The 14,943-nt window shown below is 40.4% G+C and carries 13 protein-coding genes; 6 read left to right on the top strand and 7 right to left on the bottom strand.

The annotated features are described in order from the left end of the window. The first annotated feature begins 1 nt into the window (after position 1). Positions 2-1,381, top strand: a complete 1,380-nt coding sequence (locus MV676_RS05445; protein ID WP_297445727.1) for a class II fructose-bisphosphate aldolase — start codon at positions 2-4, stop codon at positions 1,379-1,381. 13 nt (positions 1,382-1,394) lie between these two features. Here MV676_RS05445 and MV676_RS05450 read toward each other — a convergent pair whose 3' ends face one another. Next, positions 1,395-2,135: a pseudouridine synthase gene (locus tag MV676_RS05450; protein WP_297445728.1), complete on the bottom strand. Its 741-nt coding sequence runs from the start codon at positions 2,133-2,135 to the stop codon at positions 1,395-1,397. Between the two features lie 63 nt (positions 2,136-2,198). Here MV676_RS05450 and deoC point away from each other — a divergent pair, with 63 nt between their 5' ends. The 4 genes from deoC to MV676_RS05470 are packed head-to-tail and all read left to right on the top strand — an operon-like array spanning position 2,199 to position 5,304. After that, positions 2,199-2,858, top strand: coding sequence for a deoxyribose-phosphate aldolase (deoC, locus tag MV676_RS05455; protein WP_297445729.1), 660 nt, complete (start codon positions 2,199-2,201; stop codon positions 2,856-2,858). Beyond that, complete coding sequence (gene ribF, locus MV676_RS05460) at positions 2,830-3,657, top strand: riboflavin biosynthesis protein RibF (protein ID WP_297445730.1); 828 nt, start codon at positions 2,830-2,832, stop codon at positions 3,655-3,657. Before deoC ends, ribF begins: the two co-directional genes overlap by 29 nt. An 11-nt stretch (positions 3,658-3,668) precedes the next feature. Then, positions 3,669-4,583 (top strand): GTPase Era, encoded by a 915-nt coding sequence (era, locus tag MV676_RS05465; protein ID WP_022846434.1) that lies wholly within the window; start codon positions 3,669-3,671, stop codon positions 4,581-4,583. Next, a complete protein-coding gene (locus tag MV676_RS05470; RefSeq protein WP_297445731.1) occupies positions 4,573-5,304 on the top strand; it encodes a pseudouridine synthase in 732 nt (243 codons plus the stop codon). Before era ends, MV676_RS05470 begins: the two co-directional genes overlap by 11 nt. A 12-nt stretch (positions 5,305-5,316) precedes the next feature. Here the strand turns inward: MV676_RS05470 and MV676_RS05475 are convergent, their stop codons facing one another. From MV676_RS05475 to ppsA, 6 genes are all read right to left on the bottom strand, one after another. Further along, positions 5,317-6,276: an RNA polymerase sigma factor RpoD/SigA gene (locus MV676_RS05475; RefSeq protein WP_297445732.1), complete on the bottom strand. Its 960-nt coding sequence runs from the start codon at positions 6,274-6,276 to the stop codon at positions 5,317-5,319. A gap of 133 nt (positions 6,277-6,409) precedes the next feature. Further along, positions 6,410-7,849 (bottom strand): Do family serine endopeptidase, encoded by a 1,440-nt coding sequence (locus MV676_RS05480; protein WP_297445733.1) that lies wholly within the window; start codon positions 7,847-7,849, stop codon positions 6,410-6,412. A gap of 48 nt (positions 7,850-7,897) precedes the next feature. Continuing rightward, entirely contained in the window at positions 7,898-8,776 is an 879-nt protein-coding gene (locus MV676_RS05485) for a C40 family peptidase (RefSeq protein ID WP_297445734.1), read from the bottom strand. A 71-nt stretch (positions 8,777-8,847) separates the two neighbouring features. After that, positions 8,848-11,436 (bottom strand): preprotein translocase subunit SecA, encoded by a 2,589-nt coding sequence (gene secA / locus MV676_RS05490; protein WP_297445735.1) that lies wholly within the window; start codon positions 11,434-11,436, stop codon positions 8,848-8,850. A gap of 66 nt (positions 11,437-11,502) precedes the next feature. Beyond that, entirely contained in the window at positions 11,503-11,799 is a 297-nt protein-coding gene (locus tag MV676_RS05495) for a hypothetical protein (protein WP_022846428.1), read from the bottom strand. Positions 11,800-11,882: 83 nt separating this feature from the next. Further along, the gene (gene ppsA / locus MV676_RS05500) at positions 11,883-14,306 is read right to left on the bottom strand and encodes a phosphoenolpyruvate synthase (protein ID WP_297445736.1); all 2,424 of its coding nucleotides are present in this window, start codon (positions 14,304-14,306) and stop codon (positions 11,883-11,885) included. A gap of 95 nt (positions 14,307-14,401) precedes the next feature. Between ppsA and MV676_RS05505 the strand changes: the two genes are divergently transcribed. Beyond that, a complete protein-coding gene (locus tag MV676_RS05505; protein WP_297445737.1) occupies positions 14,402-14,875 on the top strand; it encodes a hypothetical protein in 474 nt (157 codons plus the stop codon). The last annotated feature ends 68 nt before the right edge of the window (positions 14,876-14,943 follow it).

The following is a 14,943-nucleotide window of genomic DNA, read 5'->3' on the forward strand; positions in this document are numbered from 1 at the left end:
TATGAGAACTTTAAATCTGGAAGAGGTGAAAAAGTCTCTTGATGGTATCGTTGAAGTTAACGACAACGGTGTAAAAATAATCAACGAAGAGGCCGTTAGAAAAGGGCTAATCGACAATCTTATCTACACTGCTGTTTTTGGCGAGGACGATGCAAAGCGATTTAGCCGATGGCTTATCAGAGCTATAGCTGTAGAATTTGGAGCAATTCCAGCATCTATACACGACCTCTACGTAAACGGCATGGGAAAGGAAAAATTAGACAGGTGGTTTACAGTGCCCGCCATGAACATCAGAGGCATGTCCTACGACGTAATGAGAAGAATTTTCAAAATTGCCGTTGAAAGGGACATGACAGCCTTTATCCTTGAAATCGCAAAGTCCGAGATAGGTTACACCTATCAGAGACCTGAAGAGTACGCTTCCTGTGCACTTGCAGCAGCTGTTAAGGAAGGTTACAGAGGACCTGTTTTCATCCAGGGTGACCACTTCCAGTTTAAAGCGAAAAACTACTTTGAAGATCCTGAAAAAGAACTTAAAGCTATTCAGGATCTCACGAAAGAAGCAATTGAAGCGGGCTTTTACAACATAGATATCGACCCATCAACATTAGTTGACTATTCAAAACCAACACTCATAGAACAGCAGTATCACAACTATCTCAATACAGCAAAAATGACAGCATTTATAAGAGAGGTAGAACCTGAAGGAATAACTGTATCCGTCGGTGGAGAAATCGGTCATATAGGTGGAAAAAACTCCACGCCAGAAGAGTTTGAAGCCTTTATGGAAGGATATCTTCAAACGTTAAAAGAGTACGGCGAAGATCTCCCTTACATAAGCAAGATAAGCGTTCAAACGGGAACAGAGCATGGTGGCATTCCTCTTCCTGACGGAAGCATTGCAAAGGTGAAACTTAACTTCTCTGTTCTTGAGGCTATTGGCGAAGTCGCAAGAAATAAATACAGCATGTCAGGTGCCGTTCAACACGGTGCTTCTACACTTCCAGACGAACTCTTCCATAAGTTCCCTGAAGTGAAAGCCTCTGAAATTCATCTTGCAACAGGATTCCAGAACATTATCTACGACCACCTTCCTGAAGAGATGAAAAAAGAGATATATGCATACTTAAAAGAAAACTTCAGCAACGAGTGGAAAGAGGGCTGGACGGAGGAACAGTTTATTTATAAGCTTAGAAAGAAAGGATTTGGACCGTTTAAGAAACAGTTCTGGGATCTACCATCAAACATTAAGGAAAACATTTTAGACGCATTAGAAGCAAAGTTCAGATTCCTGTTTGATCAGCTTAAGGTCTACGACACGAAAAAATACACAGATGAATACATAAAACCTGTAAAGGTTCTCCCTAAAAAACCTGAATAATTTGTGAGGGGGCTCACCCCCCCTCTTTTAAACCTACAGCTTCCTTTAATTTCTCAACCTCTTCCCTTGAAAGTTCTCTGTAATATCCTCTTGGCAGATTTCCAAGCTTTAAAGGCCCTATGCTAACCCTCTTCAATTTAAGGACCGGATGTTTGAATCTCTGGAAAAATCTCCTGACAATTCTGTTTCTCCCTACATCTATAGTAATTTCAAGGTACGTGTTTTTACCGGTTCTACTTGGTTTTAGGTATTTAACAGACAGAGGCTTAATAAAACCGTCTTCTAACTTTGCACCCTTTTTCATCCTTTCTACCTCTGCCAGCGTAACCTTTCCCTTTACCTTTGCAATGTAAGTCTTAGGAACGTGGTATCTTGGATGCATCAACCTGTCTGCAAGTTCACCGTCGTTTGTCATAAGGAGAAGACCTTCTGTGTTGTAGTCAAGCCTTCCAACCGGGAAAATCCTTACAGGGTACTTTCTAAAGAAATCTCTTACTGTTGTTCTCCTGTCTCCCTCTACCTTCTCCATTGTAGTTAAAACACCCTGCGGTTTATTAAACAGAAGGTAAACAAACTTTTTAGGAAGCCTGACCCTCTCACCGTCCACCCTTACAACATCCTTTTTTGGATCAATGTCAACTGCAGGAGAATCAACGACTTCGCCGTTAACAGTAACCCTCTGCTGTTTTACAAGTTCTTCCACTTTACGCCTTGCACCAAAACCGGCATACGATAGAAATCTATTTAATCTCATTATTTCCTCCCTCAATAAGGTTATAATATTTCTAATGCTAAATCTTTATCAGGAGAAGTTGCCATGGAAAAGATACTTTCAAAGATAGACCATTCAATCCTCAAAGCAACCACAACGGAAGATGATGTAGTAAAAGGTGCTGAACTAACAAGGAAGTTTAACTTTGCAACATTGTGCATTTTGCCAAAACACGTCAAGTTTGCAGCAACGTTTCTCCCTACCGAAAAGATAGCCACCGTCATCGGATTCCCATTACATGGGGTCGCATTCCGTTCCATAGTTGTTGAAACAGAAAAAGCCATAAGTGATGGAGCAAATGAACTGGATGTCGTACTGAACATCTCTTTAGTAAAAGAAAAAAGGTGGCAAAAATTGGAAAAAGAACTGTCACAAATAAGAGAAATCAGCGAAAATCACATAATAAAGCTGATAATGGAATGCTGCTACCTTACAGAAGAGGAAAAAATTACGGTAGGACAAATTGCCGTTGATACAGGCTGGGATTTTTTAAAAACTTCAACAGGGTACGGAAAGTACGGTGCAACTGTCGATGATGTCAAACTTCTAAAAACGATAGCAAGGAAGAAGGCTAAAGTTAAAGCTTCAGGTGGAATAAGAACACTTGACGATGTCTTAAAATTTATACTTGCAGGTGCCGATAGAATAGGGACAAGTTCCGGAGAAAGGATAGCCAATGAAATCATGCATAGTGGGAAAGTTTGAAAGTTTTCACCGGGGCCATCAGAAATTAATCAGAGAAGCAAAAAAGTTAGCTGACACCGTTGAAATTCTATCAATATGGCCACCACCAGGAAACAAAAATCCGCTCTTCACAGAAAGAGAGAGAGAATATCTGGCAAGAAAGTTCAACGTGCAGCTTCACAACATAAATTTTGAGAAGATAAAAGAACTGTCTCCAGAAGAGTTTTTTATCTTCCTTGAAAACTGTAACTGCAACTTATTAGTGGTTGGTGTTGACTGGAAGTTTGGCAAAAACAGAAGTGGTGATGTAAAAACGGCAGAAACCCTGGGAAAAAAGTACGGGATAAAAGTAGTATCTATCCCACCTGTTATTGAAAATGGAAAAAAGATAAGCACTTCATGGATAAAAGAGCTACTGGAAAATGGACAAATTAAGAAGGCAAATCACCTCTTGGGTTTCAATTTCTTCGTTATAGGCATTTCTGTAAAAGGACAAGGAATAGGAAAAACGTTGGGATTCCCAACTGTGAACATTGAAACAGAAAAAATACTTGTAATACCATTTGGCGTTTACGAAGTGAACATGGAATACGACGGCAAAACCTTCAAAGGCATAGCAAACTATGGCGTAAGACCTACTTTCAAAGGTGTAAATCCCACTTTAGAAGTCCACATAATAGGTGAGGTTTTAGAGGTCAAAGAAAAATCCACCGTAAAAGTGGACTTTATAGACTTTATACGGGAAGAGAGAAAGTTTGAATCTGTTGAAGAGCTGAAAAAACAGATTAAATTAGACGTGGACAGAATTCTAAACAAGTAACGGAGGGAACTTTGAGCGAAACACCTTTTAAATCGGGTTATGTTGCAATACTTGGAAGACCAAACGTAGGAAAATCAACACTTTTAAACAGTTTCCTGGGAACAAAAGTGGCGATAGTCACAGACAAACCGCAAACCACAAGACATAGAATTGTAGGTGTAAAACATTTAGACAACGCACAGGTTGTCTTCCTTGACACACCCGGAATTCACAAGGAAAAATTCGAACTTAACAAATACATGAACGAGGTGGCCTTCAGCGTAATACCGGATGCTGACATAATACTTTTCCTCATAGATGCAAGGACAGGTCTTACAGAAGCTGACAGAAAAATTCTTGACAAAATTGGAGAAACAAAGAGAAAAGAGACAAAAGTTTTTGTTGTAATAAACAAAATTGACGGCGTACCAAAGGAAGAGCTGCTTCCACTCATTGAAGAGATAAACGAAAATTACCCATTTGTTGATGAGATAGTACCAATATCAGCAGCAAGAGGCACAAACCTTGACAGGCTTCTTGAACTAATTATTGAAAACCTTCCAGAAGGTCCAAAATACTATGAAGAAAACATGGTAACAGACATGCCCCTTGAACAGTATGTTGCTGAAATAATAAGGGAAAAAATAATGCTTCTTACATCGCAGGAAATTCCTCACGCCGTTACGGTAAACGTGATAAGCATAGAACCGGGCGATAAAAACCCAAACATGTTAGTCATTGATGCAGATATTATCGTTGAAAGACCTTCTCAAAAAGCAATAGTAATCGGCAAGAATGGACAAAAGTTAAAGAAAATAGGAACACTTGCCAGGCAGGAACTTGAACAAATTTTAGGAAAGAAGATATACCTTAGACTCTGGGTAAAGGTCAAAGAAGACTGGCGAGACAGAGCAGACTACCTTAGAAGGCTTGGCTATGGCTTCTAAAATAAGGCTTGATAGACTTCTATCAGAAAGCGGCTACGGAACGAGAAAAGAAGTGAAACAGATGATAAAAAAGGGAATCGTCAAAGTAAACAGTGTTTCTGTCAAAGACCCTTCATTTAAAGTAGACCCGGAGAAAGATTCCGTCACCGTTGAAGGCGAAGATGTTTTCCACACAGATGAGTTTTACATAATGCTCAACAAACCTGAAGGGTACATAACCTCAACAAAAGATAGAGAACTTACCGTTATGGAACTTATCTGCGATATTCCCCGATTTGAAAACCTTTTTCCTGTCGGAAGGCTGGACAAAGACACTACAGGACTTCTCCTTATAACAAACGATGGCGAACTTGCCCACAGGTTAACCCATCCAAAGTGGAAAGTGCCAAAAGTTTACATTGCAACTGTTAAAGGTAAACTTTCAGAAAAAGAGATAGAAAAACTTGAAAAGGGAATTAACCTTGGTGACTTTGTAACAAAACCGGCAAAAGTTAAAGTCATAACTGAAGATGAAACGACATCAGAAGTTGAGGTTGAAATAAAGGAAGGGAAATACCACCAGGTAAAAAGAATGTTTGAAAAGGTGGGGCACCCTGTCATAAAACTCCGCAGAACTTCATTCGGACCTTTAAAACTTGGCAATCTCCCCGAAGGTGAATATAGATTTTTAACAGACAAAGAGGTAGAGAAGTTGAAGAGAGCAACGGGACTGCTCCCTTAGCAGTCCCTTATATCAGTTAAGAAAAACGTTTAATTTCTTCTTAAGGGCGTACTCTTTCATCTTTTTCTTTGCCCTTGTTTCAAGTTGCCTTACCCTTTCCCTTGAAATACCGAGTTTTTCACCTATCTCTCTTAAAGTTTTAGGTTCGTTGCCGTCAAGACCAAAACGCAGGATGATTATTCTTTTTTCCTGAGGTGTAAGCTGCTCAAGCATCTCTTCAATGCTGTGTTTAAGCTCTTCCTGAACAACTTTTTCCTCTACTTCAGCAGTTCCTTCACCTTTAAGAAAGTCTTTGAAAGTTGTGTCTTCCTCATCACCAACAGGTGTATCAAGAGAAAGCGGTACCTGGCAAACAGTAAGAAGCCTCTCTATGTCTCTCGCTTCCATTCCAAGGTAATCTGCAAGTTCCTCTGTCGTCGGCTCTCTCCCTAACTTTTTGAGAAGCTCACCGTAAGAGCGTGTAATCTTGTTCACTAAAACTGCCTGCTTAACGGGAATCTTAACAGCACCCGTCTGCTGGGCAAGGGCTTGCATGATTGACTGTCTTATCCACCAGACAGCGTAAGATATAAACTTAACCCCTTTATCCGGGTCAAAGCGCCGTGCTGCCTCTATAAGTCCCAAAATCCCTTCAGCAATCAGATCGTGAAGCGGCAAGCCGCAACCAAGATATTTTTTCGCAACACTTACAACAAACCTCAGGTTTGATTCAACCAGCTTTTTAAGGGCTTCCTGATCACCTTCCTTTGCCTTTTTGGCATACTCAAGCTCTTCTTCCCTTGACAGAAGAGGAATTTTGGAAATAGCCTTAAGAAAGGCGTCAAGTGAATCCTTATCAGGAACGAACGATTCAATAAGAGAAGGATCTATTTCAGCATCCAAAATAGATGTATCATCGAAAGGATTTGCATTTTCATTTATATTTTCAAGTAAAAATTCGTCATCACCGAAAACAAACTTTTTCTTTCCCATAATCGCACTCCTTCAAAAAACCTTTTTAAGGTTAGAGGCGGAATTTTATAAGAAGGTAAAAATTCCAAGCCCCCATAAGCTATTTTAACATATTAAAAATTACTTGTTCAATGACGGGGCTAAGCCCCGCAGATTACTCTTCCGCCTTCAAAACAACAAAGAATGAAAATCCATTTCTGTAAACTTTAAGCAAAACACCGCTGTCTTTCGCTTTTTCAACGAGTTTGGCAAAAGCCTCAACACTTTTCACGGGCTTAAGATTTTGAGGTTCCGTCCCTGCACTGACTATAACATCACCTTCTTTAAGTCCAGCGTCATCAGCAGGTGAACCGGGCTTAATGTCCGTAACCACAAGACCAGAAATATTGTCTGGAATACCAAGTTTCTGTTTTAACTCTGGCGTTAGCTTTTGAACTGACAATCCAAGTGTTGAAAGAGCATCAGCCACTATCTCGTGTTGCGGCATCTGTCCAATTTTTACGGTAATTGTCTCTCTTCTACCATTCCTTATTATGCCAAGTCTAACTCTATCACCGGGTTTTGTGTTAACTACCTTAAGTTGAAGGTCGGAAACGCCTTTAACCTGTTCACCGTTATAAGTAACAATTATGTCTCCACTTTTTAATCCTGCCCTGTACGCCGGACTATCCTTTATAACTTTTGTAACAATAACCCCTGACTTAATACCAAATTTAGCCGCAACTTCAGGTGAAACATCCTCAATGTAAACTCCAAGCCATCCTCTTATAACTTTACCGTACTTAAGCAAATCGTGCATAACTTTTTTTGCTATGTTTATGGGCACAGCAAAACCAAGACCTTGAGCATTCCTTACAATTGCAGTGTTGATACCTATAACATTTCCGTAAATATCACAGAGAGGGCCGCCGCTGTTACCCGGATTGATGGCAGCGTCTGTTTGAATGAAGTTTTCTATTGGATTCAACCCAAGACCGTGCCTTCCTTTTGCAGAAATAATACCGTGAGTCACAGAACCGTCCAACCTGTAAGGATTACCAATAGCAATAACAAGCTCACCTATTTTTATCTTGTCAGAATCACCAAGTTTTGCCACAGGAACCTTTTTATTACCAACCTTAATTTTTATCAGCGCAACATCTGTTTTAGGATCAGCCCCTACAACCTTTGCCGTATAAACATCTCCATTGTAAAGTTTCACACGAATCTTTTTGGCTTTATCTATTACATGGTTGTTTGTAAGAATATAAGCCCATCCATTTTTTACTTTAACAATAAACCCTGAACCAAGAGATTTTCTCTCAAATTCTTGTGGCATATCAGGAAACTGAGGCATCGGAAAACCAAATTCCTTAAAGAAATCCCTGAATTCAGGCGGAATGGTGGGGTGCTGAAATTTAACGGTTGAAACAGAAGTAATGTCAACAACTGCCGGTCTAACCTTTTCCGCAACAGACTCGATAACTTTTTGGAGAGAAAGAGCAACTTTATAATCTTCAGGTGTTACGTTAACCTGAGCCTTTACAGGCGTTAAAAAAGATACTGCTGTAGCAGTAGTGAGCACCGCCACTTTTAAGAGCTGTCTTGTGTTCATCGCTTACCTCCTTCTTCGTGCAGTTTTTTGCTATTTTTATACTGCAACTTATTGTAAACCTTCTTTTAGCTTAGCTACAACTTCTCTAACCTTTTTCTCGCTTAAAACTCTTTTAGCACCGATAAACCTCTTTCTAAAATATCTGCTATCAAGAGAAGATATTGCAAGCCCGTGGTTTGAAGAAGAAAAATGGACAAATTTGCCATTTCCGATGTAGATGCCAACGTGAGAAGGAAATCTTGCATACGTTCTGAAAAAAACAAGATCACCAACTTTCAAATGCTCTCTATCAACGGGAACGCCAACATTAAACTGCCCTCTTGCCGTCCTAGGGAGATATATACCTAACTTTCTATAGACTCTCATCGTAAAGGAAGAACAGTCAAGCCCGCGAGACGGGTTGTTGTAGCCAAAAACGTAAGGAGTGTTCTTGTAACGCTTAAATATAGTCGCAAGTATCTTTAAAAGAGAACTTTTATACTGAGGCAAATTCAAAATTGAAAGGCTCCAGTTATCGTATGGAACATCAAGCGGCGTTGATATAGCGTCAGAAAGGAGCTCCGATTCTGTCTCTACAGTGTCTGTAATGGAATAAATATCCTGAGGATTAAGCTCTGAAAGTGTTTTTACTGCCAGTTCCCTTTCAGAGGCTTCCGAAAGTTCTCTCGCCTCCGTTTCAAGTAGATTTATCGTGGCAACGCTTTTTTTCGGCTTTGCAAACCGGCTTCTACCGGGAACAATTAAACGCTGGCCGGGCCTTAAAAGTTTTCCTCTTATACCATTCAGGCGTCTTATTGTCTCAACAGTTGTATGGTATTTGCGGGCTATTTTGTAGAGGGAATCGCCTCTTCTAACAATATATAAATCTGCCCTTGCAGTTACCGGCAGAATGCATAAAGCTACAGCAATTAACAACTTCCTCACCATTTTCCCTCCCTTAACCCACATTACCATAGCATAAATTAACAGATTTGTAAAGGCCTGAAACCTTTTAAGCCTCAGGCCTTATTTTCACTTTCCTCTATCTGACTTTCAACATATTTAAAATAGTTGAATATACCGTCAACCGTTGCATCTTCTATTCTGGAAATAAGTTCCTCAAACAGTATAAACGCCTCCTTCTTAAACTCAACAATTGGATCTTTCTGAGCGTAACCCCTCCAGCCAATACTCTCTTTTATGTGGTCTAACGCTCTCAAGTGCTGTCTCCAGTAGTGATCAAGTGTCTGAAGCATAATGAGACGCTCTATCTCTCTCAACTGCTGGCTTCCTATGAGTTTTTCCTTTTCTTCATACTCCTTTACAAGTCTACCGTAAATGAGATGGAATAGTTTATCTCTCTCATCAACCGCACCTTCAACTTTCATCTCCATAAGTTCTTTAAACGACGAAGGGATATCAAACTCAAGACCGAAACGAAGTTCTAACGCCCTCTTCAATCCTTCGAAATCCCATTCATCAGGAATAATATTTTCCGGAGCATAAAGGTCTATAAGCTTCCAAACAACCTCTTCAATCATGTAGAGAATATCCTCTTTAAAGTTTTCTCCATCAAGCAGTTTATTCCTCTGCTCATAAATTACCTTTCTCTGAACGTTGTAAACCTCATCGTACTCTAAAAGTCTCTTTCTTATCTGGAAGTTCTGGTCCTCAACCCTTTTCTGTGCATTTTCAAGGGCTTTTGAAACCATCTTGTGTGTTATTGGCTCGTCATCCGGAACGTTCATCATTTCCATTAACTTCTTAATTCTGTCAGAACCGAAAAGTCTCAAAAGATCATCTTCAAGAGAGAGGAAAAATCTTGATTCTCCGGGGTCCCCCTGTCTCCCTGCACGACCTCTCAACTGATTGTCTATACGACGGGCCTCGTTTCTTTCAGTTCCTATGATGTAAAGGCCGCCAAGCTCTATAACCCTTTTCTTTTCTTCTTCCGTTATCTTCTTAAACTTTTCCGTTTCCTCTTTAAGAAGTTCCTCGTACTTTTCTTCACCTACCTTTTCCGGCGTTATTCCCCTCTTCTTAAGTTCCTGCCTGGCCATATATTCAGGATTGCCACCAAGAAGAATGTCCGTTCCACGACCAGCCATGTTTGTTGCTATCGTAACAGCACCAAGCCTCCCAGCCTGGGCAACAATCTCCGCTTCCCTCTCATGATATTTAGCGTTAAGAACGTTGTGTGGAATTCCTTTTTTCTTTAAAAGCATGGATAGATATTCTGAAGCTTCAATAGAGTTTGTTCCAACAAGAACAGGTCTTCCCCTTTTGTAGTTTTTCTCTATCTCCTTAACAACAGCATCGTACTTTGCCTTCATTGTTTTATAGATAACGTCTGGATGGTCTATTCTTATAACCGGTTTATTGGTAGGAATAACAACAACATCAAGTCCGTAAATCTCTTTCAGTTCTGCCGCTTCCGTTTCCGCTGTACCGGTCATTCCAGCAAGCTTTTTGTAGAGACGGAAGTAATTCTGAATCGTTATCGTTGCAAGTGTCTGGTTTTCAGCCTCTATCTTAACCTTCTCTTTTGCCTCTACAGCCTGATGGAGACCGTCACTCCAGCGTCTTCCCGGCATTATCCTCCCTGTGAATTCATCTACGATAATTACCTTGCCATCTTTTACAACGTAATCAACATCCTTTTTAAAAAGGTGGTGAGCCCTCAGAGACTGTATAATTCCGTGGAGCAGGTCAGCAAATTTAGGATCATAGAGATTAAAATCTTTTATACCCGTCATTTTCGTAACAATTTTTTCAACTTCTCTTATCCCCTCATCTGTTAAAACAGCAGTTTTGTTCTTTTCATCAACGGTAAAGTGCTTTTCTTTTTTAAGCTGTCTAACGATAGAATCGGCAATGTAGTAGATATCAACATTTTCCTCTGAAGGACCAGAGATAATGAGCGGCGTTCTTGCTTCGTCAATCAAAATAGAATCGGCTTCGTCAACTATCGCGTAGAAAAGCTCTCTCTGAACCCTTTCATCCTTTGAAAACGCCATGTTGTCACGGAGGTAATCAAATCCAAATTCACTGTTGGTTCCGTACGTTACATCCCTTAAATACATCTCTTTTCTTTCCGGCTTCTCCATGCTGTTCTGAAGATAACCAACAGTTATGCCAAGGTAGTTATAGACAGGACCCATCCACTCTGCATCCCTCTTGGCGAGGTAATCGTTAACGGTAACAACGTGAACACCCTTTTCTGCAAGTGCGTTAAGATAAACGGGAAGCGTTGCCACCAACGTTTTACCTTCACCGGTCTTCATCTCAGCAACTTTCCCCTGATGAAGAACCATACCACCTATAAGCTGTACATCGTAGTGCCTCATTCCAAGAGTTCTCTTTGCAGCTTCACGAACGGCTGCAAAAGCCTCAGGCAGAATTCTGTCCATGTATTTAAACTGTTCTTTTACATCCTTTATCTTGGAAAGTTCTTCCTTCCATTTAGCCGTGAGGGCTTGAAGCTCTTCTTTACTCTTCTTCTCAAACTCAGGTTCCAGCGCATTTATTTTCTCGACAATCGGCTTCATTTTTTTAACTGCTCTTTCGTTTTTACTGCCAAAAAGCTTCGTAAGAACAATATCTATCATTTAAGACCTCCTGATTTTTTCTAAATTTATCGCAGGTGATTGAAAAGATGAAAATAGCATATGAATTTAAATAAGAGGTGACGCACGAGGCGGGAGAGCTCTTTTCGTGAAAGAACAGAAAAATAACGGCGAATTTTCAGAAAAGGTATAAATGGAATCTGTTTCATGCTTGGAACGTTTTGAGGCGGAAAAGAAAGATATCTTTTCTAATCTAAGTTCAATTTCTTTTTTAATGCTAACAACAGCAACCGTTTCTACAGAAGAGCCAACTGGCGAAAAAACCTCTACCGGCGCTTCTCCGCAGGTAAAAACGGTCAAAAAGATAAATCCAACTATAATCGTATTAATTCTGAACTTTTTCATGGCGATTTAAAGATACACCAATAAGTGGAAAGTGTCAAAATATTTGGATGGAACGGCGGGAAACGTTTCCCGCCGTTAAGCTACTATAGTCCCAATTTTCTCTCTATTTCAGCAACCGCCTTTCTTGTCTTTAAAAGGGCATCTGGATTGATAGATATGGTGTCTATACCTTTTTCTACTAAAAATTCTGCAAATTCCGGATAGTCAGAAGGGGCCTGCCCGCATATTCCAACCTTGCGACCTAACTTTTTAGCCTTTTCTATAACGGAAGCAACCATAAACTTAACAGCCTCGTTCCTCTCATCGTATATAGAAGCAACAAGCTCTGAATCTCTATCAAGTCCAAGTGTTAGCTGCGTAAGATCGTTTGAACCTATCGAGAAACCGTCAAAAATCTCTGAGAATCTCTCAGCAAGAATAACGTTAGAAGGAATCTCGCACATCACGTAAACCTTTAAACCGTTTTTTCCCCTCTCAAGTCCATATTCTTTCATTACCTCAAGAACTTTTCTGCCCTCTTCGGGCGTACGACAAAATGGAATCATAACAATCACATTATCAAGACCCATCTCTTCTCTAACCCTTTTTATAGCAATACACTCAAGACCAAAAGCCTTTCTAAACTTTTCTGAATAGTACCTTGATGCACCCCGCCATCCAAGCATCGGGTTTTCTTCCTTAGGTTCAAAGTAAGAACCGCCTAAAAGATTTGCATACTCGTTTGATTTGAAATCGGAAAATCTGACTATAACAGGTTTTGGATAGAAAGCAGCCGCTATCCTGGCAATTCCGTAGGAAAGTTTATCAACGTAAAAATCAACTAAATTATCGTATCCAAACGTTCTCTCATTTATAACTTTAGCAACTTCCGGATCCCTTTCTGCAATAAAGTCAAAGTGCAAAAGAGCAAGAGGGTGGATACCGATGTAATTATTTATTATAAATTCCTCTCTTGCAAGGCCTACACCATCATTCGGCAAAAAGGAAAGTTCAAAAGCCTTTTCTGGTGTTGCAACGTTAAACATGATTGGTGTTTTAACCTCGGGAATTTCAGAAATATCAACCTCTTCAACGGAATACGGTATCTCACCATCATAGACATATCCGTCGCTCCCCTCTGCACAGGAGACAGTAACTGTCTGACCATCTGATAGAAGATCAAGTGCGCCTTTAGCTCCAACAACTGCAGGAACACCAAGTTCTCTCGCAACAATGGCAGCATGACAGGTTCTTCCGCCTCTTTCAGTAACAATAGCGGCTGCTTTATTCATAATAGGTTCCCAGTCAGGATCTGTTATCTCGGCAACAAGTATCTCACCTTCTTTAAAACTTGAAGCATCTTCAGGGGATGAAAGCTTTCTAACTTTTCCACTTGCTATTTTGTTCCCGACAGCAATTCCTTTAAGGATTCGCCTCTCCTCTCTCTCTTCCCGGGGAAGTTCTATTTTATAAACAGTGAGTTTACTCCTGTCTTTCCTTGACTGAACAGTTTCTGGACGAGCCTGAACAATAAAAAGCTCCCCACTTATCCCATCCTTTGCCCACTCAACATCCATGGGACACCATCTACCGTGAAGCTCTGAATAGTGTTCTTCTATCTTTAGAACCCAATCAGCAAGCTTTAAAACTTCTTCATCCGAAAGGCAAAACCTTTTTCTTTCTTCCTCAGGAACAATATCCACTACAGTTCCCTCACCGTCGTCTGTGTAGATAAGTTTTTTCTCTTTATCCCCAAGTTTTCTCTCTATTATTGCCCTGTAACCTTTCTTTAAAGTTGGCTTAAAAACCAAAAATTCATCTGGAACAACCTCACCACCAACTATCAACTCACCAAGGCCGTAAATACCCGTTATCAAAACAACATCCTTAAATCCCGTTTCTGTATCGAGAGAAAAACAGACCCCAGAAGCACCAAGGTCAGAACGAACCATTTTCTGAACACCCACCGAAATACCTACTTTAAAGTGATCAAAACCAAAACTTTCGCGGTAAGATATGGCTCTCGCCGTGAAAAGTGAAGCGAAACAACGCTTTACCGCATCAAGAAGGGCAGCTTCCTCTCTTATATTTAGATAGGTATCCTGCTGGCCGGCAAACGACGCATCCGGAAGATCCTCAGCTGTAGCAGAAGAACGAACGGCAACATCAACGTTTTCCATGTTGTACTTCTCACCAAGAGCACGGTAGTGCTCAAGGATTTCTTTCTCCATATTTTCAGGAAATTTCCCTTCCCTTATAAGAGCCCTTATAACACCGGCTTTTCTTTGAAGATCCTCAACATCTTTAATGTCAATAGAGCTTATAACTTCTATTATCTTATCCCTCAGGTTGTTAAAATCTACAAATCTAAAGTAAGCATGAGCTGTCACGACAAAACCGTCAGGTACGTTAATTCCTTTTGAAGAAAGTGCATTAAGCATTTCCCCCAGAGAGGCATTCTTTCCTCCTACAAGATGAACATCCTCCAGAGTCACCTCTCTTAACCAGAGAACGTCTCTATTGTCCATTTTCAAAAACCCTCCATATTTTTTATAGTATATTTATAGTAGGTGTCTTATAATGCAATTATAACTTTTACGGAATATTCTATAAGGGAGGAACCATGAAAAAGATAGCAGCCCTCACTGCCGCAATACTGCTGTTGGTTACCGGAATACCGCAAAAAAGCCATGCCGAGGAAAACGCAACAGGTAAAACAAAGACATCTTTCAATCTTCCGGGGAATCAGTGGCGCGTAGGACTTGATACCATCATTGCAGGAAGAATTAAGAGAGACGACAACGGTACTCCAAAGTACCTTTTTGGAATAAGTGCCGGATTAGGATTCGCCTTCAGATACTATTTCACTGTAAAAGATGAACTGCAGGCGGTCCATCCATACCTTGAAGGGGGAACAACCATGGTAATTTATCCATACTTCGGCGGTGGTGCAGAGTATGACCTTCCAGACGGGAACGACCCTACAGGCGAAAGTGGCGTCTTTTCTGTAGGTGGTGGATTATACTTCTTCAGCAAGTTCTTTGGTGCCAACTTTGTCCCACTACCAGTAATAACCATTTCTTACAGTTTCAAATAAGATGGAAGTGGGCCACCTCTACGTACATGTACCATTTTGCCGGACAAAATGTCCCTACTGTGATTTCT

This window comes from Desulfurobacterium sp. (assembly GCF_027028515.1).
In the GTDB taxonomy this organism is placed as follows: Bacteria; Aquificota; Aquificia; order Desulfurobacteriales; family Desulfurobacteriaceae; genus Desulfurobacterium_A.

What these genes read in the sequence shown, in the direction of transcription:
- MV676_RS05445 (WP_297445727.1), top strand. Translation starts at nt 2, where the DNA reads ATGAGAACTTTAAATCTGGAAGAGGTGAAAAAGTCTCTTGATGGTATC.
- MV676_RS05450 (WP_297445728.1), bottom strand. Translation starts at nt 2,135, where the DNA reads ATGAGATTAAATAGATTTCTATCGTATGCCGGTTTTGGTGCAAGGCGT.
- deoC (WP_297445729.1), top strand. Translation starts at nt 2,199, where the DNA reads ATGGAAAAGATACTTTCAAAGATAGACCATTCAATCCTCAAAGCAACC.
- ribF (WP_297445730.1), top strand. Translation starts at nt 2,830, where the DNA reads ATGAAATCATGCATAGTGGGAAAGTTTGAAAGTTTTCACCGGGGCCAT.
- MV676_RS05470 (WP_297445731.1), top strand. Translation starts at nt 4,573, where the DNA reads ATGGCTTCTAAAATAAGGCTTGATAGACTTCTATCAGAAAGCGGCTAC.
- MV676_RS05475 (WP_297445732.1), bottom strand. Translation starts at nt 6,276, where the DNA reads ATGGGAAAGAAAAAGTTTGTTTTCGGTGATGACGAATTTTTACTTGAA.
- MV676_RS05480 (WP_297445733.1), bottom strand. Translation starts at nt 7,849, where the DNA reads ATGAACACAAGACAGCTCTTAAAAGTGGCGGTGCTCACTACTGCTACA.
- MV676_RS05485 (WP_297445734.1), bottom strand. Translation starts at nt 8,776, where the DNA reads ATGGTGAGGAAGTTGTTAATTGCTGTAGCTTTATGCATTCTGCCGGTA.
- secA (WP_297445735.1), bottom strand. Translation starts at nt 11,436, where the DNA reads ATGATAGATATTGTTCTTACGAAGCTTTTTGGCAGTAAAAACGAAAGA.
- MV676_RS05495 (WP_022846428.1), bottom strand. Translation starts at nt 11,799, where the DNA reads ATGAAAAAGTTCAGAATTAATACGATTATAGTTGGATTTATCTTTTTG.
- ppsA (WP_297445736.1), bottom strand. Translation starts at nt 14,306, where the DNA reads ATGGACAATAGAGACGTTCTCTGGTTAAGAGAGGTGACTCTGGAGGAT.
- MV676_RS05505 (WP_297445737.1), top strand. Translation starts at nt 14,402, where the DNA reads ATGAAAAAGATAGCAGCCCTCACTGCCGCAATACTGCTGTTGGTTACC.